Raw genomic sequence first — 21,041 nt, forward strand, 5'->3', positions numbered from 1 at the left:
CAGCGGGAGTTCTCGGTGTGACGAGTGCTGCCGGTGAGCTGGGTTAGCGAGCTGTTGGCCGGTTCCGCCAACCGGACGATCGCGACCGTGCAAAACGGTGTCGAGGTGTTGCGGTTCGGCGGCTTCCAGACCGGTGCCCGTCCGTCGCCGTTTGAGGTCGTGGCGCAGTGCGACATGTACCGGCTGCGCCACTACTTCCCCGACAGTGCGATCCATCCGGACTGGCCTCCGGTGGTCTTGGTCCCGCCGATGATGATGTCGGCCAATGTTTTTGACGTCACCAGCGACCAAGGTGCCGTGGGTATCCTGCATGATCTCGGTCTGGACCCATGGGTGGTGGACTTCGGCTCGCCGGATCGGGAAAGCGGCGGACTTGAACGCACCTTGAGCGACCATGTCGTGGCGCTGAGCCGGGTCATCGACTCGGTGCACGCCCATACTGGGAGCAAGGTGCATTTGGCGGGTTACTCACAGGGCGGGATGTTCTGCTACCAAACCGCGGCCTACCGACGCTCCGAGGGCCTGGCCAGCGTCATCACCTTCGGGAGCGCGGTCGACTCGCTCAGCGGTCTGCCGTTCGGCATTCCGGCTGCGCTGGCGGGCCGCGGCGCCCGGCTGGTCGCCGATCACGTCTTCAACCGTCTCTCGGTGTCCGGATGGATGGCCCGCGCAGGGTTTCAACTACTGGACCCGATCAAGACGGTGCGGGCGAGGTGGGACTTTCTTCGGCAGCTTCATGACCGAGAGTCGTTGTTGCCCAAGGAACAGCAGAGACGTTTCCTCGAGGTGGACGGCTGGGTGGCATGGTCGGGCCCCGCGATTGCCGAGCTCCTGCGGCAGTTCGTGGTCCACAATCGCATGATGGCCGGTGGTGCCGTGATCGATGGCACGCTGATCACGCTCGCGGAAATCACCTGTCCCGTCCTGGCCTTCATCGGCGAGATCGACGACATCGGCCAACCTGCGGCGGTCCGAGGAATTCGGCAGGCCGCCCCCCGCGCCGAGGTGTCCGAGGCGCTGTTGCGGGCTGGTCATTTCGGGCTTGTCGTTGGATCGACCGCCGCCACGCAGACGTGGCCCACGGTCGGCCAATGGGTGCTGTGGCAAGACGGTCGAGGGACCAGGCCGCAGGGTGTGCACGTGATGGAGGCCGAACGGGGTGGCGAAATCGATGGTGCTGTTGGGTTGTCGTCGCGCATCGGTCGCTCAGCGGGGGCGCTGGCCGAGATGGGGATCGGGGTGAGTCTGGGACTGGCCGAGGCCGCGGTGAGCGTGGCGCACACCGGCTGGGAGATGACCGGGGAGGCCCTGCGTACTCTGCCCCGGCTCGCCCGCCTAGGGGAGCTGCAGCCCCATACCCGGGTGTCGTTGGGCGCCTTGATGGCCGAACGCGCCAGCGGAGCGCCCGACGAGGAGTGCCTCCTCTTCGACGATCGTGTCCGCACCAATGCAGCGATCGAACACCGCATCGACGAGGTGGTGCGTGAACTGATCGCCGCCGGTATTCACCACGGAGCCCATATCGGTGTCTTGATGGACACCAGCCCCAGCGCCGTGATCGCCATCGCCGCACTGTCACGGCTCGGCGCGGTGGCAGTGCTGCTGCCCCCGGATGATGATCTGGTATCGGCCGTGCAGCTCTGCGAGGTTGCCGACATCGTCACGGACCCGGACCATCAGGCGGCGGCCGCCGCCACCGGCGCCAGGGTGCTCATCCTCGGTCACGGCCGCACCGCAGATCTCAACCTGACGGAGTCGGACCGGGTCATCGAGTTGGATCGACTCGATCTGTCCGCTGAGCTGCCGCGATGGTATCGGCCGAACCCGGGCCGGGCAAGTGATCTCGCCTTCGTGTTCTTCAGCACGACGGGAGGACGCCGGGTGGTCAAAGAGGTCACGAACCATCGGTGGGTGCTGTCGGCTTTCGGCACCGCCGCGGCCGCCGCCCTCGACCGAGACGACACGATCTATTGCCTGACGCCACTGCATCATCCGTCGGGTCTGATGGTCGGTCTGGGCGGCGCGCTCGCCGGCGGGGCGCGTATCGCCTTGACCCGGGGTGTTGATCCAACTCGGTTCGCCGACGAGGTCCACCGTTACGGGGTCACGGTGGTCACCTACACCTGGGCGCTGCTGCTCGACTTGGTGGAGGCAACGTCGCCCCGACTCGCAGAGCATCACCCGATCCGCCTGTTCATCGGGGCCGGCATGCCAACCGGCCTGTGGCACAAGGTCAACGATCGATTCGCCCCAGCCCGAGTGCTGGAGTTCTATGCCTCCACCGAGGGCGATGCGGTCCTGGCGAATGTCGCCGGGACGAAGATCGGGGCTAAGGGTCGGCCGCTGCCGGGCAGCGCCAAAGTCCGGCTCGGCGGCTACGACGCCGCGACGGGCCGGTTCATCGAGGATGACCACGGCTTCGTGCGTCGCTGCGCGGACGACGAGGTGGGTGTGTTGCTCGCGAAGCCGCGGTCCGGACGCGATGCCGCACCGGTGTCCATGCGCGGAGTTTTCGCCGAGGGAGATACGTGGATCACCACGGACCACCTGTTTCGCCGCGACAGCGACGGCGACTACTGGTTTGTCGACAATCGCAACACGGTGATCCAGTCGGAGCGCGGACCGGTCTTCTGCCAGCCGATTTGCGACGCCCTCGGCGGTGTCATCGTGATCGACTTGGCCGTGGTCTATCCGTGTGCGACCGACAGTCAAGACGTGGTGGTCGCCGCCGTGACGGTCGGCAAACAGGGCATCCTGACCGGGGCCGCGCTGACTGCTGCGCTGCGAGGCCTACCCGGCGACCAGCGTCCTTGCATCGTGCACATTGTCGACCGCATACCAATGACGCCCTCGTGCCGCCCACTGTCGACCGCATTACGCGCGGCCGGGCTGCCGGAACCGGGGGAGACGACTTGGTACCACGACCTCACCGACGGCCACTATCGGCAAGCGGTCACGTAGGTGGGCCGCTACGGCTGCTCATCGTCGATGATGTGAACTGCGGCCTCCTCGGCGGAGGCTGCGCCGCCGTCGATACCGACGTCATCGGCAACCAGTTCCGCCTCCAGGTCCTCACCAAGCCCCCGGTCCGGCGCGACAAGCCGACCGGCGCGCGCACGTCCAACCTCATCGTGCTGCGGAAATTCAGCCTCCCGCTCGGCTGCGGCCGAGCGTTGCTGCTCCTCATTGTCGAGTGGGTTATAGGCCTGCATCGCCGGATCCGGCTCCTCCTCGGCAAGCAGTTGGTCCAAGCTTTCGGGCCCCGAATCGTACGAGGCACCGCCGTAGGGCCTCTCCGCCGGGGAGTACCCCTCGTCGAGCACATCGTCGACACCGCGATCGATCAGGGTGTCCTCTGGCTGAAGTTGGTTGTCATCATCGACGCTGTACTCGCCCGGCGCTTCTCTGGGGCTATCCGGATTGCTCATACCCCACAATGTCACTGCCCGGAGGAAATTTCACCAGATGCGGAAACCGTGTATGCACCCAATCCGGGAAGCTTGAGTCAGCTCTGACCAACGTGGCCGGACGCGCTGTCCAGACCTACTGTCGTCCTGACCGCGGCCCGCTACGAATGGAATCGTGCGCGCGACGGCCGGCGGGTCGGGCGGGATCGCTCTCGAGGAGTCTCTTCAGTTTGTGCAGCGCGCCTCGTAGGGCTTCGTCCACGGTGCCGGCGTGGTCGGTGACGGCCACCGGCGCTCGCCCGGTCGGCCGGGCTTCCACCATGCAGCGTTTGTCCTTGCCGCTGGATCGACCAGCGCTCTCATCGCTGAGATGGACCTCGACGCGGGTGAGGTGATCGGCGAAGTGGGCGAGGATGTCGCGGACCTCGATCTCGATACCGGCGATACGTGCTTGGTGTGCGCTGACGTTGTGATCGGTGTTGACCAGGATCTCCATCCGAATTCCTTACGCTAGGTTACTTGGAACCGTTCGTGTCCTGGATCTGACGATGTGCCTACTTCCTCGCGAACAATTGCGGCCCCGAAGGTCATCTTTGGGTTGGGGGCGAGGGGGTTTGGTGGAACGCATTATGGTGATGCTCGGAAGTGCGGTTGCCACCGCAGCGTCCGGCCGCGAGCGAATGCTCTATGAGCTGTGGCGGCGGACAGCCATTCTCATCCCGGACTAGTTGAGCTTCCCAACATCGTTAACGCTACACCTCGGCGCTCTGGGCTGGCATGCGGTCGACGGGCTGCGGTGGAAATCTTCTGCGGCGCTGGCGGCGCTGGCATCGGTGGTTGGAAGCACACTACGAGTGGGCGGTGTTCTGCTGCGGCGTCCGTCGGTAGTTCGGCGCGCGGCCGGGTGGCTGCGTCGGGGTGGGCAGCAGCGGTTCACGCCGCCGAACCGGCAGCGTGATCGAGGCTCGCGTGCTCAGTTCGACGTCTTCCCCGGCGTGGTTGATGATGAGCAGGCCGTCGGGGCCGTCGCGCAGCGTGTAGCTGACCTCGTCGTGGTTGGCGTCGACCGTGACCCGAAATCCCCGCCACCGCACCCGGAACTGCAGTCGCGAAATCCCTTCGGGCAGTGCTGGATCCAGGGACAACACCCCGGCGTCGTCGCGCAGACCGCCGAAGCCGGCGACCAGCGCGATCCAGGTCCCGGCCAGCGCCGCCATGTGCAGGCCGTCGCGGGTATTGTCGTGCAGATCGCGCAGGTCGACGAAGGCGGTCTCGTAGGTGTAGTCGTGGGCCAACTCCAGATGCCCTACCTCAGCGCACATCACCGCCTGCGTGCACGCCGACAGTGACGAGTCCCGCACCGTGCGCCGCTCGTAGTAGTCGACGTTGCGGGCCTTCTGCTCGGCGGTGAACGCGTGGCTGCGCCACTGCATGGCCAGCAGTAGGTCGGCCTGCTTGACCACCTGTGCCGGGTACAGCCGCACATAGGGTTCGTGGAGCAGCAGCGGGTAGGCGTTTCGGGTCTCGAAGTCCCATTCCGCGGCCGAGGTGAAGCCGTCGCACTGCGGATGTACCCCGAGTTCTTCGTCGTAGGGGATGTGCGCCGCGTCGGCCGCGTCCCGCCAGGCGGCCATCTCCTCCGTGGTTACCCCTAGCTCCTGGGCGGCTTCGAGGTGCCGCGCGCAGGCGTCGGCGGCGGAGTGCAGATTGTGGGCGGCCATCAGATTCGTGAATACGTTGTCGCGGACGATCGCGGTGTATTCGTCGGGGCCGGTCACCCCGGACAGGTGCCACACGCCGTGCCGGTCGTGGTGTCCCAGCGACCGCCAGAGCCGAGCCGTCTCCACCAGCACCTCGAGCCCGCATTCCTGTTCCACCGAGGTGTCCCCGGTGACCATCCGGTACTGCTCGAACGCCGCCGCGATATCGGCGTTGATGTGCCAGGCGGCGGTGCCCGCCGGCCAGTACCCGGAACACTCCTGACCGCGGATCGTTCGCCACGGGAATGCGGCGCCGGACAGTCCGAGTTCGGTGGCCCGTTGACGGGCGAGGTCGAGCGTTGTTGCCCGCCAGCGCAGTGCGTCGGCCGCGGCGTGCGGAGCGGTGTAGATCAACACCGGCAGGATGAAGCTCTCGCTGTCCCAAAAGGTATGACCGTCATAGCCGGTGCCGGTCAGGCCCTTGCTGGGGATGGCGCGGCGTTCGGCCCGAGCGCTGGCCTGCAGCAGGTGAAAAAGCGCGAACCGAATCGCCTGCTGACAGTCGGGGTCGCCGTCGACTTCGACGTCGGCACCGTCCCAGAATTCGTCGAGGTAGGCCCGTTGGGCGTCCAGTAGCCCCTGCCAGCCGCTGTAGCGGGCACCAGTCAGGGCGGCGATGGCCTGATCGCGCAGTGCTGGGCGGGACCGCTCACTTGACCAGCCATAGGCCAAGAATTTGACGATGCGCAGTTTCTGCCCTGGCCGCAGGCCGCACACGATGGTGGTCGCCGCCACGTCGGGGATCGTCATCGTGCTGACTTGAACGCGGCCGGGAACCTCGACCTCGTGATCCATTGCCGCGGCCATCATCAGTCCGCTGGCTCGGGTGCGGTGCACCAGGACCGCGCCGGTGTTGGTGCTCTCGCGTTCGACGGCCTCCAGGGGGTTCTCCAGGATCGCCGCGACTCGCGGATCGTCGGAGGTCGGCGGCTGGTCCTCGTTGGCCACCAGCTCGGACTGCACGGTCACCCGCACGAATTCGTCCACCGCCTCAACCACGTATTCGATGGCCGCGATGCTGCGGTGGGCCAGCGACACCAGCCGAGTCGAGTGCACCTTGACCTGTTTCTTCGCCGGCGAGCGCCAGTGGATGTGGCGGGTCAGGGTGCCCGCTCGCAGGTCGAGGATGCGTTCGTGGTCGAGCAGCTCGCCGTAGCGTACGTCCAGCGGTTCGTCGTCGACCATCAGCCGGATGATCTTGCCGTTGGTCACGTCCACCACGGTCTGCCCGGCCTGCGGGTAGCCGTAGCCGGCCTCGGCATGCGGCAACGGCCGCACTTCGTAGAACGAGTTCAGGTAGGTCCCGGGCATCCCGTGCGGCTCGCCCTCATCGAGGTTGCCGCGCAGCCCGATATGCCCGTTGGACAGCGCGAACAGCGACTCGGTCTGACCGAGCAGGTCCAGGTCGAGGTGGGTCTCGCGGAGCTGCCACGGCTCGATCGGGAAGTAGTCGTGCGCGATCATCGGCGGTCCTTCACAACAGCTCCTTCAGATCGGTGACGACGATGTCGGCGCCGTGGCTCAGCAGGTCTTCGCGCTGACCCACCCGGTCGACGCCCACCACGAAGCCGAACCCGCCGGCTCGGCCGGCCTCGACCCCGGAGAGCGCATCCTCGAAGACCGCGGACGCGGCAGGGGTGACGCCGAGCAGCTGCGCCGCCCGCAGAAACGAATCCGGTGCGGGCTTGCCCGCGATGTGTTCGGTGCGCAGCGTCACGCCGTCGACCCGCTGCGCGATGAACGTCTCCAGGCCGGTGAGCGCCAGTACCTCGCCGGCGTTGGCACTGGCCGACACCACCGCGGTGGCCAGGCCCGCCGCGGTGACCGCTGCCAGGTAGCGGCGGGACCCCTCGAACACCTCGACCCCGTCAGCACGCAGCGTCTCACGGAACGCCTCGTTCTTGCGGTTTCCCAGACCGTGCACGGTCAGCGCATCCGGTGGGTCGTCGTCGGCGCCGTCGGGCAGCGTGATGCCGCGGCTGGCCAGGAAGGCACGCACGCCGTCGTCGCGTTTGCGGCCGTCGACGAAGCGCCGGTAGTCGTCGTCCGGGTCGAACGGGAGGAATGGTTCGCCGGTGTCCTCGGCGCGCCTCGACAGGTAGGCGTCGAACATGGCCTTCCAGGCGCGGGTGTGCACGCTGGCGGTGTCGGTGAGCACTCCATCGAGGTCGAACAGGCAGGCACGGATCGTTTCGGGAAGACCCAGCACCGTGTTGTTCTCCTTCCGGGTGACTGTCTCCACTTCATCATGCCCGCCTAAGGATCGGCTGACTTTTGCCGCCACTAGACTCTTTGCGGTGTCGTCACCATCGTCTCGCCCCGTTCTGGTCATCGACTTCGGCGCGCAGTACGCCCAATTGATCGCCCGCCGGGTCCGAGAGGCGCGGGTGTTCTCCGAGGTCGTCCCGCACACCGCGACAGTCGACGAGATCGCCGCCCGCAATCCGCTGGCGATCGTGCTGTCCGGCGGGCCGGCCAGTGTCTACGCCGAGGGCGCCCCGCAGCTCGATCCGGCACTGTTTGACCTCGATATTCCGGTGTTCGGGATCTGCTACGGCTTCCAGGCCATGGCGGCCGCGCTGGGCGGCGCCGTGGAGCGCACCGGCACCAGTGAGTACGGCCGCACCGAGCTGAAGGTGACCGGCGGGGAACTGCATGCGGGTCTGCCGGACACCCAGCCGGTGTGGATGAGCCACGGTGACGCGGTGACTATGCCCCCGGCCGGTTTCACCGTGGTGGCCGCCACCTCGGGAGCGCCGGTGGCCGCGTTCGAGAACCGCGCCCGCCGGTTGGCCGGGGTGCAATACCACCCCGAAGTGCTGCACACCCCCTACGGGCAGCGGGTGCTCAGCCGGTTCCTGCACGAGTTCGCCGGCATCGACGCCGCCTGGACGCCCGCCAATATCGCCGACGCGCTGATCGAGCAGGTGCGCGAACAGATCGGCGACGGCCATGCCATCTGTGGACTGTCCGGCGGGGTGGATTCCGCGGTGGCCGCGGCGCTGGTGCAGCGTGCCATCGGTGACCGGTTGACGTGCGTGTTCGTCGACCACGGGCTGTTGCGGGCCGGCGAACGTGAGCAGGTACAGAACGACTTCGTCGCCGCCACGGGCGCGAAGCTGGTCACTGTAGATGCCGCCGCCGTCTTCCTCGAGGCGCTGTCGGGGGTGTCGGATCCCGAGGGCAAGCGCAAGATCATCGGACGGCAGTTCATCCGGGCCTTCGAGGGTGCGGTCCGCGACGCCCTGGGAGAGCACGACGCTTCTCAAGACGGCGTCGAGTTTCTGGTGCAGGGCACGCTGTACCCCGACGTGGTGGAGTCCGGTGGGGGTACGGGCACCGCGAACATCAAGAGTCACCACAACGTCGGTGGACTGCCCGATGACCTGAAGTTCAGTCTCGTCGAGCCGCTGCGGCTGCTGTTCAAAGACGAGGTTCGGGCGGTCGGGCGCGAGTTGGGCCTGCCGGAGGAGATCGTTGCCCGCCAACCGTTCCCGGGGCCCGGCCTGGGCATCCGGATCGTCGGGGAGGTCACCGCTGAGCGGCTGGCCACGCTGCGGCAGGCCGACGCGATCGCTCGCGAGGAGTTGACCGCCGCCGCGCTGGATCATCAGATCTGGCAGTGCCCGGTGGTGTTGTTGGCCGATGTCCGCTCGGTGGGGGTGCAGGGTGACGGTCGCACCTACGGTCACCCGATCGTGCTGCGGCCGGTGTCCAGTGAGGACGCCATGACCGCCGACTGGACCCGGGTGCCCTACGAGGTGTTGGAGCGGATCTCGACTCGGATAACCAATGAGGTTTCCGAGGTCAACCGCGTAGTCTTGGATGTCACCAGCAAACCACCCGGCACTATTGAGTGGGAGTAGCCACATGATTGCTGCGCTTTCCGCCGCTGATGTACAGCGGCGTGAATTCTGGACCGGGCTGTGCCCATCGATGTCCATCGAGGCCGGCGGCGCGCGCCCGGTCGCAGCGGTCGGCGAGCTGGACACCCACCTGGCCAACTTGAGGCGTGAGGGCTACGTCCAGGTTCCCGACGCCCTGCCCGAAGCGGTCGTCGCACCCATCCGCGAGGGTGTGTCGACGCTCTTTCAGCAAGGAATCCCACTGGCTTTCGCCTTCGTCTACGACGAGTTGTGGCTGGCTTTCCAGGGACTCTCGGAGTTCCTCGCCAGTGTGATGGGCGAGGGATATCGGGCGTTGCCCGACTTCTGGGTCTGGCACGTCAATCCCAGCGATAACTCCGTCGGCTGGGGGCCACATCGGGACAAGTTGATCAACACCCTCGATGGCGACAACTCGCCCCGGACACTGACGGTGTGGTTGCCGTTCACCGATGCCACCCCGCTCAACGGATGTATGTACATGCTGCCCGCCCATCTCGACGATCGTTTCGTTCAGCGTCGCTGGGACGGGCCGGACAACGCGATCGTCCATAATCTGCAGGACATCCGGGCGCTGCCTGCCACGGCGGGCACCATGTTCGCGTGGAATCAGGCGGTGCTGCATTGGGGTGGGCGCGGCAGTCGGCTCGGGGCTGCGCCGCGGATCAGCGCCGCCTTCGAATTTCAGCGCTCCGACTGCGCGCCGTTCAACTCACCGTTGCTGGATCCGGGCCGCACGCCGACGTTCACCGAGCGGCTGGGGCTGATCGGCAAACAGGTGCTGCAATACCGCCACATGTATCCGTTGTCGGCCGATGTCGAGGCCATCGCCACCGTGCTCGCGGAGCGGTACATGCCTGAGGTGGCTGCCTCGGTGGGGGTCGGTGCGGCCCTCTGACGGGCCGTGCGACGGCTAGACCGCAATACTGCGCAGCGCCGCGGGAAGGCCGGGCAGAAAATGCCCGGTCGCGAATGCGCGGATGTCCTCGACGGAATCCAGCGGTTCGCGTGACGGCAACAACAGTGCCATGGCCGCGTAGCGCAGGATGGTGTCGGCCAATTCGGTGACCACCGCCGGCCCCAGACGCTCGGCGAATCCGGGCGGGAAGATCACCTGCAGCGCCTCAGCCATCCGGTCCAGGATCGCGCCGTAGTGCCGCCGGGAGAGCTCCAGTGCCAACGCCGGCTCATCGGTGATCATCCGGTTCAACACCCGGTGCCGGCGGAACTGCATGATCGCCGAGGTGAACGCTTCGACATAATAATTCGACTGGGGGGCAGAGGCTTTCAGCTCTTCGGCGATGTCGTCGTAAAGCGCGGCGTTCTCCCGATCGATGACCGCGGCGACCAGCTCGTCGCGTCCGGCGAACCGTCGGTAGATGGTGGTCCGGCTGACTCCGGCGCGCCGTGCCACGTCGTCGAGTGCGACCCGCCGGAATCCGTGCTGCTCGAACTCGACGACCGCGGCATCGAGGATGGCGGTGGTCGCCGGGTCAGCCCCGGGTGTAGCCGGCATAGGCGAATTTGTTGTAGCGCAGTCGCATCGGCACATGATCCCATGCCCAGTTGACCGGCCGTGACCGGCAGAGCGCGGCGAACCGCTGATAGCGCCGTTCCTGCCGGTCGCTCCACGGCAGGCCCAGTTGAACCCGGGTGCTCGGCGGCATGCCGCCGGTGGTGAGAAACGCCGCAAGCGGATTGAACACCACCGAGATCGCCCGCCACAGCGCCGGCGGCACCCCGTTCGGGCAGGGGAAGCCCTTGGTGACGTAGCCGACGCCGTACTTGGCGGTCGGGTGGTCGGTGAGAACCTTGTCCAGCATCTGATTCCAGTAGCGCTCGAATTCGGCGTAGTCGGCCGGCATCACCCGGTCGCTGACCCCATAACGGCGATACCAGGTCTTGGATTCGAGGTAGATCTGCTCTTTGTCTTGCGGCGTCAGGCGTTTGACGAAGGTGTCGGCGAAGTACAGCACCTGCTCGACAAACGTGGCGTGGGCCCAGAAGTAGGTCTCGGGATCCAGTGCGTGGTACCGGTTTCCATCCGGCATGGTCCCCTTGATGTTGAGGTGGAAGTCGCGCACCTGCTGGCCGGGGTTGTCGGACTCGGCGCCGTAGACGGTCATGAAGATGGGCGGCAGTGAGCGTTTGACCCGGGCTGCGGTGTCGGTGAAGAACACCGAGTGGTCCAGCACGCCCTGGCCGAGCTCGGCGAGCATGTTCTGCAGCACGGCGGGCCGCGGCCCGATCAAGAACATCCGGTTGTCGCCGAAGTAGCGCCATACCAGGGACTGCGGCCCCAGGGGCAGCGCATCGGTAGCCGCGTCGGTCGGCACGGATCGAGTCATGCGAAACAGTGTTACATATTTTGAACTGTGTACCAATGCGCCGAGTCGTGAGCGGGTAATGCGGTGCGGATGTGGCGCGCGGGGCCGTTGATGCATGGCCGAGGGGCCTCGCTTGACGTTTGTCGGTGGGGGGGTGTTCACTCGGGTCGATCGAACATAGTTTCGAATATTTTAGCGTTCTTCCGGAGGCGATCATGGCGGCGGCAGTGGGTGTGGGGCCGGCGGTGGGGCGGCGTCGCATCGTTCCTGAGGATCGCGCTGAGCAGCTCAAACAACTGCGTGTTCAGATGGCTGCGGTGGGCGGAAAGGTAGGGGCCGGAAGGCAGGGGCCCAGCGCAGTCCCGGTCGCCCCGGCCGCCGAGGCCATGCTTCCGGTCCCGCCGCTGCTGGCCGAGGTTCTACCCGCCGGATTGCCGCGTGGCACGGTCGCGGTGCTCTCGGGGGCGCGGTCGCTGATGCTGGGCATGGTGGCCGCGGTGACGGGGGCCGCGGGTAACGCGGCCATCGTCGGTCAGCCGGACCTCGGGCTGCTGGCCGCATCCGAGATGGGCGCTGACCTGAGCCGGCTCGCGGTGATCCCCGATCCCGGTAATGATCCGGTGGAGGTGGCCACGGTGCTGATGGACGGCATGGATCTGGTGGTACTCGGTCTCGGTGGCCGCTGCGTGCCGCCGTCGCGGACCCGGGTGGTGTTGGCCCGGGCCCGCCACCGCGGCTGCGCGCTGTTGGTCTCCGGCGGTGACTGGCAGGGTTCGGCGCTGCGCCTGGATGCTCGGGTGAGTGGTTATGAGACGACGGGCGAGGCGATGACGGGCTGCGCTGCGGTTCCCGGGTTCGGTCGAATCGGCGCGGTGCGCCTGGAGGTACGGGCCGCCGGCCGGGCGGCCGGGCGGACCCGGGCCGGATAGCGAGTCGTCTCATGGCCGACTCACGAGTGCTGGCGTTGTGGTGCATGGACTGGCCCGCGGTCGCCGCCGCATCCGCGGCGGGTCTGCCGGCCACCGCGCCGGTTGCGGTCACCCTGGCCAACCGGGTGATCGCCTGTTCGGCGGGCGCTAGAGCGGCGGGGGTGCGGCGCGGACTGCGGCGCCGAGAAGCGGCGGCGCGCTGTCCGGCGCTGCACGTGGTGGCCGCCGACACCGACCGCGATGCCCGGTTGTTCGAGCCCGTTCTGGCTGCGGTCGATGAACTGGTACCGGCGGCCGAGGTATTGCGGCCGGGCCTGCTGGTGGTGGCGGTGCGCGGTGCGGTACGGGCCTTCGGCTCCGAGGAACAGGCCGCCGAACGCCTGGTCGACGCGGTGGCCGCGACCGACATCGAATGCCAGATCGGGATCGCCGACGGGCTCGCCACCGCGGTGCTCGCTGCCCGCGCCGGTGCGGTGGTGCCGCCGGGGGGAGATGCCCGGTTCCTGTCGGCCCTGTCGATCCGGCAGCTGGCCGCTGAACCCAGCCTGTCCGGGCCGGGTCGCGATGGCCTGGTCGACCTGTTGTGGCGCTTGGGGATTCGAACCATCGGGCAATTCGCCGCACTGCCGCGGCCGGATGTCACCTCGCGGTTCGGCCCCGACGCGCTCGCCGCGCACCGATTCGCCCGCGCCGAGCCGCAGCGTGGGCCGTCCGGGCGGGAGCCGGAACCGGATCTTGAGGCCGAGCTGCACTGCGATCCGCCGATCGACCGGGTGGACGCCGCGGCGTTCGCCGGCCGCTCGCTCGCCGGTGTATTGCACCGGACGCTGATGGCCGCCGGGGTCGGCTGCACCCGGCTGGCCATTCACGCCGTCACCACCACCGGGCAAGAGTTGACCCGGGTCTGGCGGTGCGCCGAACCGCTGACCGAGGAGGCCACCGCGGATCGGGTGCGCTGGCAGCTGGACGGCTGGCTCACCAGCCGCATCGCCTCCGATCGGCCTACCGGCCCGGTGGCGGTGCTGCGCCTGCAACCGGTGGAGGTGGCATCGGCGACCGAGGCGCTGCAGTTACCGCTGTGGGGCGGTCTCGGGGAAGAAGACCGGCTGCGAGCCCGCCGCGCCCTGGTGCGGGTCCAGGGCCTGCTCGGCCCCGAAGCGGTGCGGGTCCCGGTGCTCTCCGGCGGCCGCGGCCCCGCCGAGCGCATCACCTTGACCCCACTGGGAGATGAGCCGGTGCCGCTGGCCGACCCGCGCCAGCCGTGGCCCGGTCGACTCCCCGAACCGTCGCCAGCGGTACTGCTCGATGACCCGGTGGAACTTCTTGACGCCGAACGCAATCCGATCAGGGTAACCGGTCGGGGATTCTTCTCCACCGACCCGGTGTGGCTGGTGGCCCGGGGCCGGGACGATCGGCTGCGCTGGTGGGCCGGTCCTTGGCTAGTGGATGAGCGGTGGTGGGATCCGCAACGGCAGGGGCCGGGATCGGGGCGCACCGCCCGGGTTCAGGTGTTGGTGGAGGGTTCCCCGGGCGCAGCGCCCGGGCAGGCGCTACTGCTGTGCTATCGGCTGCGGCGGTGGTATCTGGAGGGGGTCTACGAGTGAACCGGACCCCTAGCCGATCTGAGAGGCTTGGTAGTAGGTGATGCTCCCGGCGTCTTCGGTGTGTTCGACGATCACCCCCAGGAACAGGTTGACCGGGGAGCGGTCGGGAAATCCGAAATCTGCGGAAAGGTATCCGAGTACTTGGTTGGAGGCCAGCCGGCGGATGTGCAGGATCTGGTAGTCGACAGTCATTCCCGGGGCTTGGCTCGCGTAGTACTCACGGACCCCCTGTCGGCCCACGCTGTAGCGACGCAATCCCTGGAAGAGCGCATCCTCGGCGAACACCCGGAAACCCCTTCGGGGTCCTGGGCATCGATGGCTGCCTTCCACCGGTTCAAAACCTCACGTAGAACGTCAGTGTCCGGCACTTTGGCCACCGTCCACATGCAGGATTTCGCCGGTCACGAAGTGCGCACCTTCCAGGTACAGCACGGCGTCGACGACTTCGTCGACCTCGCCCAGACGCCCCAGGGGATGCATCGCAGCCAAGGCTCCCAGGCTCGCCGGATCATGCATCGGGGTGCGAATGATGCCCAGCGCCACGGCGTTGGACCGGATTCCGCTCCCGGCGTATTCGACGGCCAGCGCCCTGGTCGCTGCGTTCAACCCGCCTTTGGTCAGTGATGCCAGAGCCGAGGGGACTGCGGAGTTGGGGTGGTCCACCAGGCTGGTGGAGATAGTGACCAGGTGACCTCCTTCCCCCCGGGCGAGCATCGCCGATACCGCCGCGCGGGAAAGCTCGAAGAAGCCCCGAAGATTCACGCCGGTGACGGCGTCGTAATCCGCGTCGGTGTATTCGATGAAGGGCTTGGCGATGAAAATGCCGGCGTTGTTGACGACCGTGTCGACCCTTCCGAATCGCTCGAGCGCAGCATCGACGACGCGCTGGCCGACGCCGGGTTGTCCGATATCGCCGGGAATCGCGAACACCAGCGGATCAGCGCTGGGGCTGATGTTGCGTGAATTGGCGACGACCGCGTAGCCGAGTTTGCGGTAGCCGGTGACGAGTCCGGCTCCGATGCCCTGGGAGGCGCCGGAAATGACTGCCACGGGTTGAGCATGAATCAAGCGAATCCGCTTCCTCGATAGGTTCCCCTGTGCCGGCACATCCGAGGCTCTTGCCGAATTGTTGCAGTATGCCGCGCCGGCCGGCTCCAAGTGAAGACCCTGGCTTGAGCTTGTTCGGCATGGTTGCGCAACGACAAGTTCACGTACCGCCGATTCGCGCGCATGATCGTAGTGATCGAGGGCGTGCACTTCGCCCCACATCCTCTGGGAGGAAACGATTCCCCTGACAACACGGCTTACCGAGTATTTCGGCATCGACCACCCAATCCTCCTAGCGCCGATGGCGCTGGCCGCGGGCGGCCGGCTTGCGGCAGCCGTGACCGAAGCCGGCGGATTGGGGCTAATCGGCGGTGCCTATGGCGATCTGCCGTGGCTGGACGCCGAAATCGCCGAAGCGGCCGGTGCGCGCGTTGGGTACGGGTTCATCACATGGCGTCTGGCGCAGCGACCGGAGGCGCTCGATCTGGCGTTGGCCCAACAGCCCGCCGCGATCATGTTGTCTTTTGGTGATCTACGCCCGTTCGCTGAGCGAATCCGCGGGGCCGGGGTGCCGCTTATCGGGCAGGTCCAAACCGTGGCGCAGGCGCGACAGAATCTGGAGGTCGGCGTCGATGTCCTCGTGGCACAAGGCAGCGAGGCGGGCGGGCACGGAATGAGTGCCCGTTCGACCTTCACCCTGCTGCCGGAGGTCGCCGATCTGGTCGCCGAGCTTTCCCCTCAAACGCTGGTCGTCGCCGCTGGTGGAGTCGCCGACGGGCGGGGGCTGGCGGCGGCGCTGACTCTGGGAGCAGATGGAGTGCTGGTGGGAACTCGTCTTTGGGCATCCCGGGAAGCCCTGGTTTCGCCGCGGGCGCACCAGCGCGCACTGATTGCCAGCGGCGATGACACCTACCGCACCGGTGTTTACGATATTGTCCGGCAACTCGATTGGCCGGTGGGATACAACGCCCGCGCGCTGCGCAACTCCTTCGGAGATACCTGGCGTGGCAGGGAGTCCGAGCTGCTGGGAGCGCTGACCGAGACGCTCGCCGACTACCAGAGGGCCGTCGTTGCAGAAGACTTCGATACTGCCGGGATCCTGGTTGGCGAGGCGGTCGGTCAGATCGACGAGATTTGTTCGGCCGCGGACATTGTCAACGGCATGGCAGTGGATGCAGTGGGAATCCTGCTCCGGGCAAGCGCCTTCGGCGTGTCTGGTCTGGATGGTTGATAGCCGGCCCCTGGCTCACCAGTACACCCCCGGAACCAGCCGTACCGCCCGCTTGACCGGGCGGGGTACCCGCACTCGGGTGATCGCCCGCGATGGTCTCCTGGGCCTGCGGGAAGCCTGTCGAGGCGGTTGTGCTGCAACAGTTTCGGTGGTTGCCATGCCGCGAGCCGCCGCGGAGTCCGGGTAGCCCAGGTAGACCTGGTGCAGCACCCGGCGGGCCAGCCTGGGGGTGACGTAGTTGCCCGCCTCGGCCAGGGTTCCCAGCGGAGTGTCGATCCGGTCCGGCTTCTCGATCAGCCCGCGCACCACCATGGCTGCCGCATGCTCGGCGCTGATCGCCCCGACCGGGAGCAGTTTCCCCGTCGGCGCAATCATCGGTGTGGCCACCAGTGGCATATGAATGGTGGTGAATGTGATGTGATCCGAGAGGGTTTCGGTCGAGATCACGTCAGCGAACGCATCCAGTGCCGCCTTGGTGGGTACGTATGCGCTGTACTTCGGGCTGTGCGCCAGCACCCCTTCGCTGGAGACATTCACCACGTGGCCGAAACGGCGTTCCCGCCAATGGGGCAGCAATGCCAGCACCATTCGCACCGCGCCGAAGTAGTTGACTGCCATCGTGCGTTCGTAGTCGTGCAGGCGCTCGGTGGAGTTGACCACCGAGCGGCGGATCGACCGGCCGGCGTTGTTCACCAGGTAGTCGACGTGCCCGAACCGGCCGAGGATGTCCTTGATGGTGTGCTCCACCGATGCCGAATCGGTCACATCGCAGGTGAATGCGTGCGCCTGTCCGCCGCCGGATCGGATCTCGGCCACCAGATCGTCGAGTGCGGAGCCGCTGCGGGCCAGCGCGAAGACGGTGCCGCCACGCTCGGCGACGGCGATCGCCGACGCCCGACCGATTCCGCTGGACGCCCCGGTGATGATGACGTGCCGTCCGACCAGCGGCCCGGCCGGATCGTCGCGGCGGGCCCGATCGGGATCCAGATGCCGCACCCAATACCGCCACAGCTTCGGCGCATACTCGGCGAACTCGGGCAGTCGGACACTGTCGCCCAGCGCCGCGCGGGTGGCCTCGGCGACAAAGGTCGGCCGCAGGTTCACCAGGTCGAGCACCTCGGCGGGCAGACCCAGCTGGGTGGCCATCATGTTGCGCCATACTCGGGCCCGACCGCCGACATTGAGCACCGGGGCTGCCACGGCGCCGGGCAGCTTGGCGCGCAGCGGCGGGAGCCCGGCCTCTCGCGCCACGGCCCGGTAGATCTCGGGCAGCCCGATGGATCTCGGGGAGGTCAGATGGAAGGTGCGCCCGTCGTATCCGTCGGCATGCATCAACTCGACCAACGCATCCACCACGTAGTCGACCGGAACGACGTTGGTCCGTCCGGTGTTGGGCACGGCCATCGGGGTGAGCCGGGGCAGCGCCGCCAGCTTGGCCAGCAGCGGAAAGAAGTAGTACGGCCCGTCCACCTTGTCCATCTCGCCGGTGCGGGAATCGCCCACCACCACCGCCGGGCGGTACACCCGGTAACGCAATCCCGGCGCGGAGCGCACCAGTGCTTCGGCCTCGAACTTGGTCTGGTGATACGGGGTCGGCAGCTCCTGGCCGATGTCGAAGTCGTCTTCGGTGAACTCGCCGGCGTAATCGCCGGCCACCGCGATCGAAGACACGTGCGCCAAGGTGGCGTCCAGGCGTTTCGCCAGGTCGATCACGGCGCGGGTGCCCTCGACGTTGGCCGCCTGCTGCTCGGCCGCCCCGGCGGTGATGTCGTAGATGGCCGCGCAATGCACGACGTGGTCGATCTCGCCGAGCTCGGCGATCACCGTGTCGCTCAACCCGAGACCCTCGGCGGTCAGGTCGCCGACCAGCGGTTTGACCTGCTGGCCCCATGCCTGGCCGCTGCGGGAGGCGAGAGCTTCGAAGCGGCCCAGCGAGGCGCGGCGCACCAGCACCCACACCTGGGCATCCGGGCTGGCCTCCAACAGGCGCGACACCACTCGCCGTCCAATAAACCCGGTACCGCCGGTAACGACATAACGCATGCGGTCATGGTGGCCGCTCTCGGCTGCCACGTCAACAGTGGGTTTGACGCTCCCGGCTGATCCTGGGTGCCGGTGCGCTCAGAACGCGCGGATTCCGTCCCAGTCCACCAGATTCCAGCCGGTGGTCGGGCTCCCCTTCACCACGACCTTGCCCAGATTGGGCAGGGGATGGTCGATCAACAGCTCATCGCGGGGGTTCTTGACGTTCATCAGCGTCCACGTCGCGATGGATGCGCCATGCGCGAACGCAACAGGGTTGCTGTCTCCGTTGTCGTATATCTGCTGCACCGCAGCACTGAACTCTTCGTTGAACTGGTTACCGTCGATCGAGCCTGGGATGACTGCCGTCCGGTCACCGCGCAGCCAGGCCTCCGGGGCCAGCCAATACGCCGAGTGTGCGATCGAACTGGGCTTGTCGCCGAACCAGCCGGCGTTGATCTCGCGCAACCCCGGCAGGACCTGCACCTGACGCCCGAGCTCGCGTGCCAGCGGTGCGGCGGTCTGCTGAGTGCGCACCATCGACGAGGCGTAGACCCCGTCGTGGCGGTTGCGGGAGAGCTGGTCGGCGATCTCTTGAGCCTGTACGCGGCCCTTGTCGGTCAGTCCCGGGCCGGGCACCGAGGTGTCGAGGATTCCGGCGGCATTGGCTTCGGATTCCGCGTGCCGGACCAGTGTCAGGGTGATGATTCGGGGGTGCGGTGTTCCAGAACAACCTCCGAGCGCCAAGGTCACGGCCAGCGCCGCCGCCACGATCGCGAACATGTTGCCCCGGATGCGTTTTGCCATGTCGACAGCCTGCCGCGTGGATAGCATCGGCGGGGCCGGTTCTGCTGAAATGATCAGGCCGGTTCGTCGCAGGCGAAGGAGAATCCGTGGCACTTGACCCCACAGCGATCGGTACGACCGCTGATCCGATGTTGGTCGAATGGACTGATCGCGACACCATGCTCTATGCACTGGGGGTCGGCGCCGGAACAGCCGACCTGGCGTTCACCACCGAGAACAGTCACGACACCCCGCAGCAGGTGTTGCCCACCTACGCCGTCATCTGCTGCATGGGCTTCGCGGCCGCAGGCAAGATCGGCACATTCAACCCGGCGCTGCTGCTGCACGGCTCGCAGGAGGTGCGGCTGTTCGCGCCGCTGCCCCCGGCCGGGAGCCTGCAGGTGGTGGCCGAGGTCGCCGACATCCAAGACAAAGGCGAGGGCAAGAACGCGATCGTGATGCTGCGTGCGCGCGGCACCGACCCCAAGACCTCCGAGCTGGTGGTCGAGACCCTGGCCACCGTGGTCATCCGCAAGGCCGGCGGCTTCGGTGGGCAGCCCGGGCAACGGGCGGTCGCGCCGAGCATCCCCGACTCCGAACCCGATTCCCGCACCGCCTATGCGACCCGGGAGGATCAGGCGCTGCTCTATCGGCTCTCCGGCGACCGCAACCCGCTGCACAGCGACCCGTGGTTCGCCACCACGCTGGCCGGTTTCCCCAAGCCGATCCTGCACGGGCTGTGCACCTACGGTTTTGCCGGGCGCGCGCTGGTCGCCGAACTCGGCGGCGGCGACGCCAGCCGGGTCTCCGCCATCTCGGCGCGCTTCACCGATCCGGTGTTTCCGGGGGAGACCCTGACCACCTCGATCTGGCGAACCGAGTCGGGCAAGGCGGTGTTTCGCACCGAAGCCGCCGGTCCCGACGGCGCCAACCCACGGGTGGTGCTCGACGACGGTGCCGTCCAGTTCCAGGCCTGACGGCCCTTCAGCTGCGTAACGGCAGGCTGAGCCGGAACACCGCGCCGGTGTCGGAGGGTAGGCATTCGAGACTGCCGTGATGGGCTCGTGCCAGTGCCCTGGCGATCGACAGGCCCAGCCCGGCTCCTCCGGAATCCCGGTTACGTGCGTCGTCGAGGCGGACCAGCCGGTCGAATATCCGCTCGCGGTCCGACTGCGGGACACCTGGACCGGTGTCGGTGACGGTCACCTCGGCGTTGGACTCGCGGCGGGCGGTATGCACGGTGATCTCGCCGTCGGGCGGGCTGTGCCGGCAGGCATTGTCCAACAGGTTGGACAGGATCTGGGCGATGCGGTGCGGGTCGGCGTGCACCGCCAGCGGCTGGCCGTCTCCGTCGAGACGAACGGCCAGGTGCGGCGCCAGCATGGCGGCACGGTCGACTGCGGCGGCGGCGATCTCGGCCACGTCGACGTCTTCGCAGCGCAGCGCCACCCCGGCGTCGATGCGCGCGATGTCGAGCAGGTCGCCGACCAGCCGAGCCGCCCGGCGGGTTTCGTCCGTCAGCAGGGTCGCGAATCGACGTCGACGTGCGGCGTTTCCGGTGTCGGCGGCGAGCTGCTGGGCCAGCGCCTGGATTCCCGCGATCGGGGTGCGCAACTCGTGGGCGGCGTCGGACAGGAACCGGCGGGTGTTCGCCTCGGCGCGCTGCGCGGTATCGGCGGCCTCGCGGGCGTCACTCTCGGCGGTCTCCAGGGCGTCGAGCATGCTGTCGAACGCCGCGGCGGCCTGCCCAAGCTCGGTCTGCGGCCGATCCGGGCGCAGGCGGCGGCCCCGGTCACCGTCGGCGATCAGTTGCGCCGTCGCGGTCATCCGCTGCAACGGTGCCAGGGCCCGGGCGGCCGCGAGGCCGACCAGCAACGCCACCAGGGCGAGCCCGATGAGACCGCCCACCAGCAGGTCAAACCGCAGTTCTGCGTGACGCGCGGTGATACCCGAGGTGTCCGCCAGCAGGGTCAGGGTCGAACCGTCCGGCAGCAGGTGGGTCACCGTGGTGCTGGTCCACTGGCCAAGCGGGGGTGGGGGTGGG

Annotated in this window: 18 protein-coding genes; 7 read left to right on the plus strand and 11 right to left on the minus strand. The window is 67.6% G+C overall.

What is annotated here, in order from left to right; genetic code table 11:
• Positions 1 to 33 precede the first annotated feature (33 nt).
• Positions 34 to 2,961 (plus strand): AMP-binding protein, encoded by a 2,928-nt coding sequence (locus BST15_RS13425; protein WP_046189123.1) that lies wholly within the window; start codon positions 34 to 36, stop codon positions 2,959 to 2,961.
• Positions 2,962 to 2,969: 8 nt separating this feature from the next.
• Here BST15_RS13425 and BST15_RS13430 read toward each other — a convergent pair whose 3' ends face one another.
• From BST15_RS13430 to BST15_RS13445, 4 genes are all read right to left on the minus strand, one after another.
• The gene (locus BST15_RS13430; protein WP_046189102.1) at positions 2,970 to 3,428 is read right to left on the minus strand and encodes a DUF5709 domain-containing protein; all 459 of its coding nucleotides are present in this window, start codon (positions 3,426 to 3,428) and stop codon (positions 2,970 to 2,972) included.
• Positions 3,429 to 3,543: 115 nt separating this feature from the next.
• Complete coding sequence (locus BST15_RS13435; RefSeq protein ID WP_046189101.1) at positions 3,544 to 3,903, minus strand: HPF/RaiA family ribosome-associated protein; 360 nt, start codon at positions 3,901 to 3,903, stop codon at positions 3,544 to 3,546.
• Positions 3,904 to 4,255: 352 nt separating this feature from the next.
• Positions 4,256 to 6,631 (minus strand): glycoside hydrolase family 65 protein, encoded by a 2,376-nt coding sequence (locus BST15_RS13440; protein WP_046189100.1) that lies wholly within the window; start codon positions 6,629 to 6,631, stop codon positions 4,256 to 4,258.
• A 10-nt stretch (positions 6,632 to 6,641) separates the two neighbouring features.
• Positions 6,642 to 7,376, minus strand: coding sequence for a beta-phosphoglucomutase family hydrolase (locus BST15_RS13445; RefSeq protein ID WP_046189122.1), 735 nt, complete (start codon positions 7,374 to 7,376; stop codon positions 6,642 to 6,644).
• Positions 7,377 to 7,464: 88 nt separating this feature from the next.
• Here BST15_RS13445 and guaA point away from each other — a divergent pair, with 88 nt between their 5' ends.
• Positions 7,465 to 9,033 (plus strand): glutamine-hydrolyzing GMP synthase, encoded by a 1,569-nt coding sequence (gene guaA / locus BST15_RS13450; protein WP_046189099.1) that lies wholly within the window; start codon positions 7,465 to 7,467, stop codon positions 9,031 to 9,033.
• A 4-nt stretch (positions 9,034 to 9,037) separates the two neighbouring features.
• The gene (locus BST15_RS13455) at positions 9,038 to 9,949 is read left to right on the plus strand and encodes a phytanoyl-CoA dioxygenase family protein (protein WP_046189098.1); all 912 of its coding nucleotides are present in this window, start codon (positions 9,038 to 9,040) and stop codon (positions 9,947 to 9,949) included.
• 15 nt (positions 9,950 to 9,964) lie between these two features.
• Here BST15_RS13455 and BST15_RS13460 read toward each other — a convergent pair whose 3' ends face one another.
• Together BST15_RS13460 and BST15_RS13465 are read right to left on the minus strand one after the other, a co-directional pair.
• Entirely contained in the window at positions 9,965 to 10,567 is a 603-nt protein-coding gene (locus BST15_RS13460) for a TetR/AcrR family transcriptional regulator (protein ID WP_046189097.1), read from the minus strand.
• Positions 10,545 to 11,399: an oxygenase MpaB family protein gene (locus BST15_RS13465; RefSeq protein ID WP_046189096.1), complete on the minus strand. Its 855-nt coding sequence runs from the start codon at positions 11,397 to 11,399 to the stop codon at positions 10,545 to 10,547. The genes BST15_RS13460 and BST15_RS13465 overlap by 23 nt, the downstream gene beginning before the upstream one ends.
• A gap of 194 nt (positions 11,400 to 11,593) precedes the next feature.
• Between BST15_RS13465 and BST15_RS13470 the strand changes: the two genes are divergently transcribed.
• Positions 11,594 to 12,307, plus strand: coding sequence for a hypothetical protein (locus BST15_RS13470; protein ID WP_046189095.1), 714 nt, complete (start codon positions 11,594 to 11,596; stop codon positions 12,305 to 12,307).
• 11 nt (positions 12,308 to 12,318) lie between these two features.
• A complete protein-coding gene (locus BST15_RS13475) occupies positions 12,319 to 13,911 on the plus strand; it encodes a DNA polymerase Y family protein (RefSeq protein ID WP_046189094.1) in 1,593 nt (530 codons plus the stop codon).
• Positions 13,912 to 13,920: 9 nt separating this feature from the next.
• Here BST15_RS13475 and BST15_RS13480 read toward each other — a convergent pair whose 3' ends face one another.
• Both BST15_RS13480 and BST15_RS13485 read right to left on the minus strand, forming a co-directional pair.
• Positions 13,921 to 14,196: a hypothetical protein gene (locus BST15_RS13480; RefSeq protein WP_234708287.1), complete on the minus strand. Its 276-nt coding sequence runs from the start codon at positions 14,194 to 14,196 to the stop codon at positions 13,921 to 13,923.
• Positions 14,197 to 14,265: 69 nt separating this feature from the next.
• Entirely contained in the window at positions 14,266 to 14,961 is a 696-nt protein-coding gene (locus BST15_RS13485) for an SDR family NAD(P)-dependent oxidoreductase (RefSeq protein WP_234708288.1), read from the minus strand.
• A gap of 235 nt (positions 14,962 to 15,196) precedes the next feature.
• On the opposite strand from BST15_RS13485, the gene BST15_RS13490 reads away from it, so the two are divergent.
• On the plus strand, positions 15,197 to 16,189 hold the full coding sequence (locus tag BST15_RS13490; RefSeq protein WP_046189093.1) for an NAD(P)H-dependent flavin oxidoreductase: 993 nt from the start codon (positions 15,197 to 15,199) through the stop codon (positions 16,187 to 16,189).
• Positions 16,190 to 16,204: 15 nt separating this feature from the next.
• On the opposite strand, the gene BST15_RS13495 is transcribed toward BST15_RS13490, so the two are convergent.
• Positions 16,205 to 18,232 carry an SDR family oxidoreductase gene (locus BST15_RS13495; RefSeq protein WP_046189120.1) on the minus strand — a complete coding sequence of 676 codons (2,028 nt, stop codon included), beginning with the start codon at positions 18,230 to 18,232 and terminating at the stop codon, positions 16,205 to 16,207.
• Positions 18,233 to 18,310: 78 nt separating this feature from the next.
• Entirely contained in the window at positions 18,311 to 19,018 is a 708-nt protein-coding gene (locus BST15_RS13500) for a histidine phosphatase family protein (protein ID WP_046189092.1), read from the minus strand.
• 86 nt (positions 19,019 to 19,104) lie between these two features.
• On the opposite strand from BST15_RS13500, the gene BST15_RS13505 reads away from it, so the two are divergent.
• Positions 19,105 to 19,974: a MaoC/PaaZ C-terminal domain-containing protein gene (locus BST15_RS13505; RefSeq protein ID WP_046189091.1), complete on the plus strand. Its 870-nt coding sequence runs from the start codon at positions 19,105 to 19,107 to the stop codon at positions 19,972 to 19,974.
• A gap of 7 nt (positions 19,975 to 19,981) precedes the next feature.
• Here the strand turns inward: BST15_RS13505 and BST15_RS13510 are convergent.
• Positions 19,982 to 21,041, minus strand: a 1,060-nt coding sequence (locus BST15_RS13510; protein WP_133053194.1) for a sensor histidine kinase, incomplete at its 5' end; no start/stop codon positions are given.

The organism is Mycolicibacter arupensis, assembly GCF_002086515.1.
Lineage (GTDB): Bacteria > Actinomycetota > Actinomycetes > Mycobacteriales > Mycobacteriaceae > Mycobacterium > Mycobacterium arupense.

What these genes read in the sequence shown, in the direction of transcription:
- BST15_RS13430 (WP_046189102.1), bottom strand. Translation starts at nt 3,428, where the DNA reads ATGAGCAATCCGGATAGCCCCAGAGAAGCGCCGGGCGAGTACAGCGTC.
- BST15_RS13435 (WP_046189101.1), bottom strand. Translation starts at nt 3,903, where the DNA reads ATGGAGATCCTGGTCAACACCGATCACAACGTCAGCGCACACCAAGCA.
- BST15_RS13440 (WP_046189100.1), bottom strand. Translation starts at nt 6,631, where the DNA reads ATGATCGCGCACGACTACTTCCCGATCGAGCCGTGGCAGCTCCGCGAG.
- BST15_RS13455 (WP_046189098.1), top strand. Translation starts at nt 9,038, where the DNA reads ATGATTGCTGCGCTTTCCGCCGCTGATGTACAGCGGCGTGAATTCTGG.
- BST15_RS13460 (WP_046189097.1), bottom strand. Translation starts at nt 10,567, where the DNA reads ATGCCGGCTACACCCGGGGCTGACCCGGCGACCACCGCCATCCTCGAT.
- BST15_RS13465 (WP_046189096.1), bottom strand. Translation starts at nt 11,399, where the DNA reads ATGACTCGATCCGTGCCGACCGACGCGGCTACCGATGCGCTGCCCCTG.
- BST15_RS13470 (WP_046189095.1), top strand. Translation starts at nt 11,594, where the DNA reads ATGGCGGCGGCAGTGGGTGTGGGGCCGGCGGTGGGGCGGCGTCGCATC.
- BST15_RS13475 (WP_046189094.1), top strand. Translation starts at nt 12,319, where the DNA reads ATGGCCGACTCACGAGTGCTGGCGTTGTGGTGCATGGACTGGCCCGCG.
- BST15_RS13495 (WP_046189120.1), bottom strand. Translation starts at nt 18,232, where the DNA reads ATGCGTTATGTCGTTACCGGCGGTACCGGGTTTATTGGACGGCGAGTG.
- BST15_RS13500 (WP_046189092.1), bottom strand. Translation starts at nt 19,018, where the DNA reads ATGGCAAAACGCATCCGGGGCAACATGTTCGCGATCGTGGCGGCGGCG.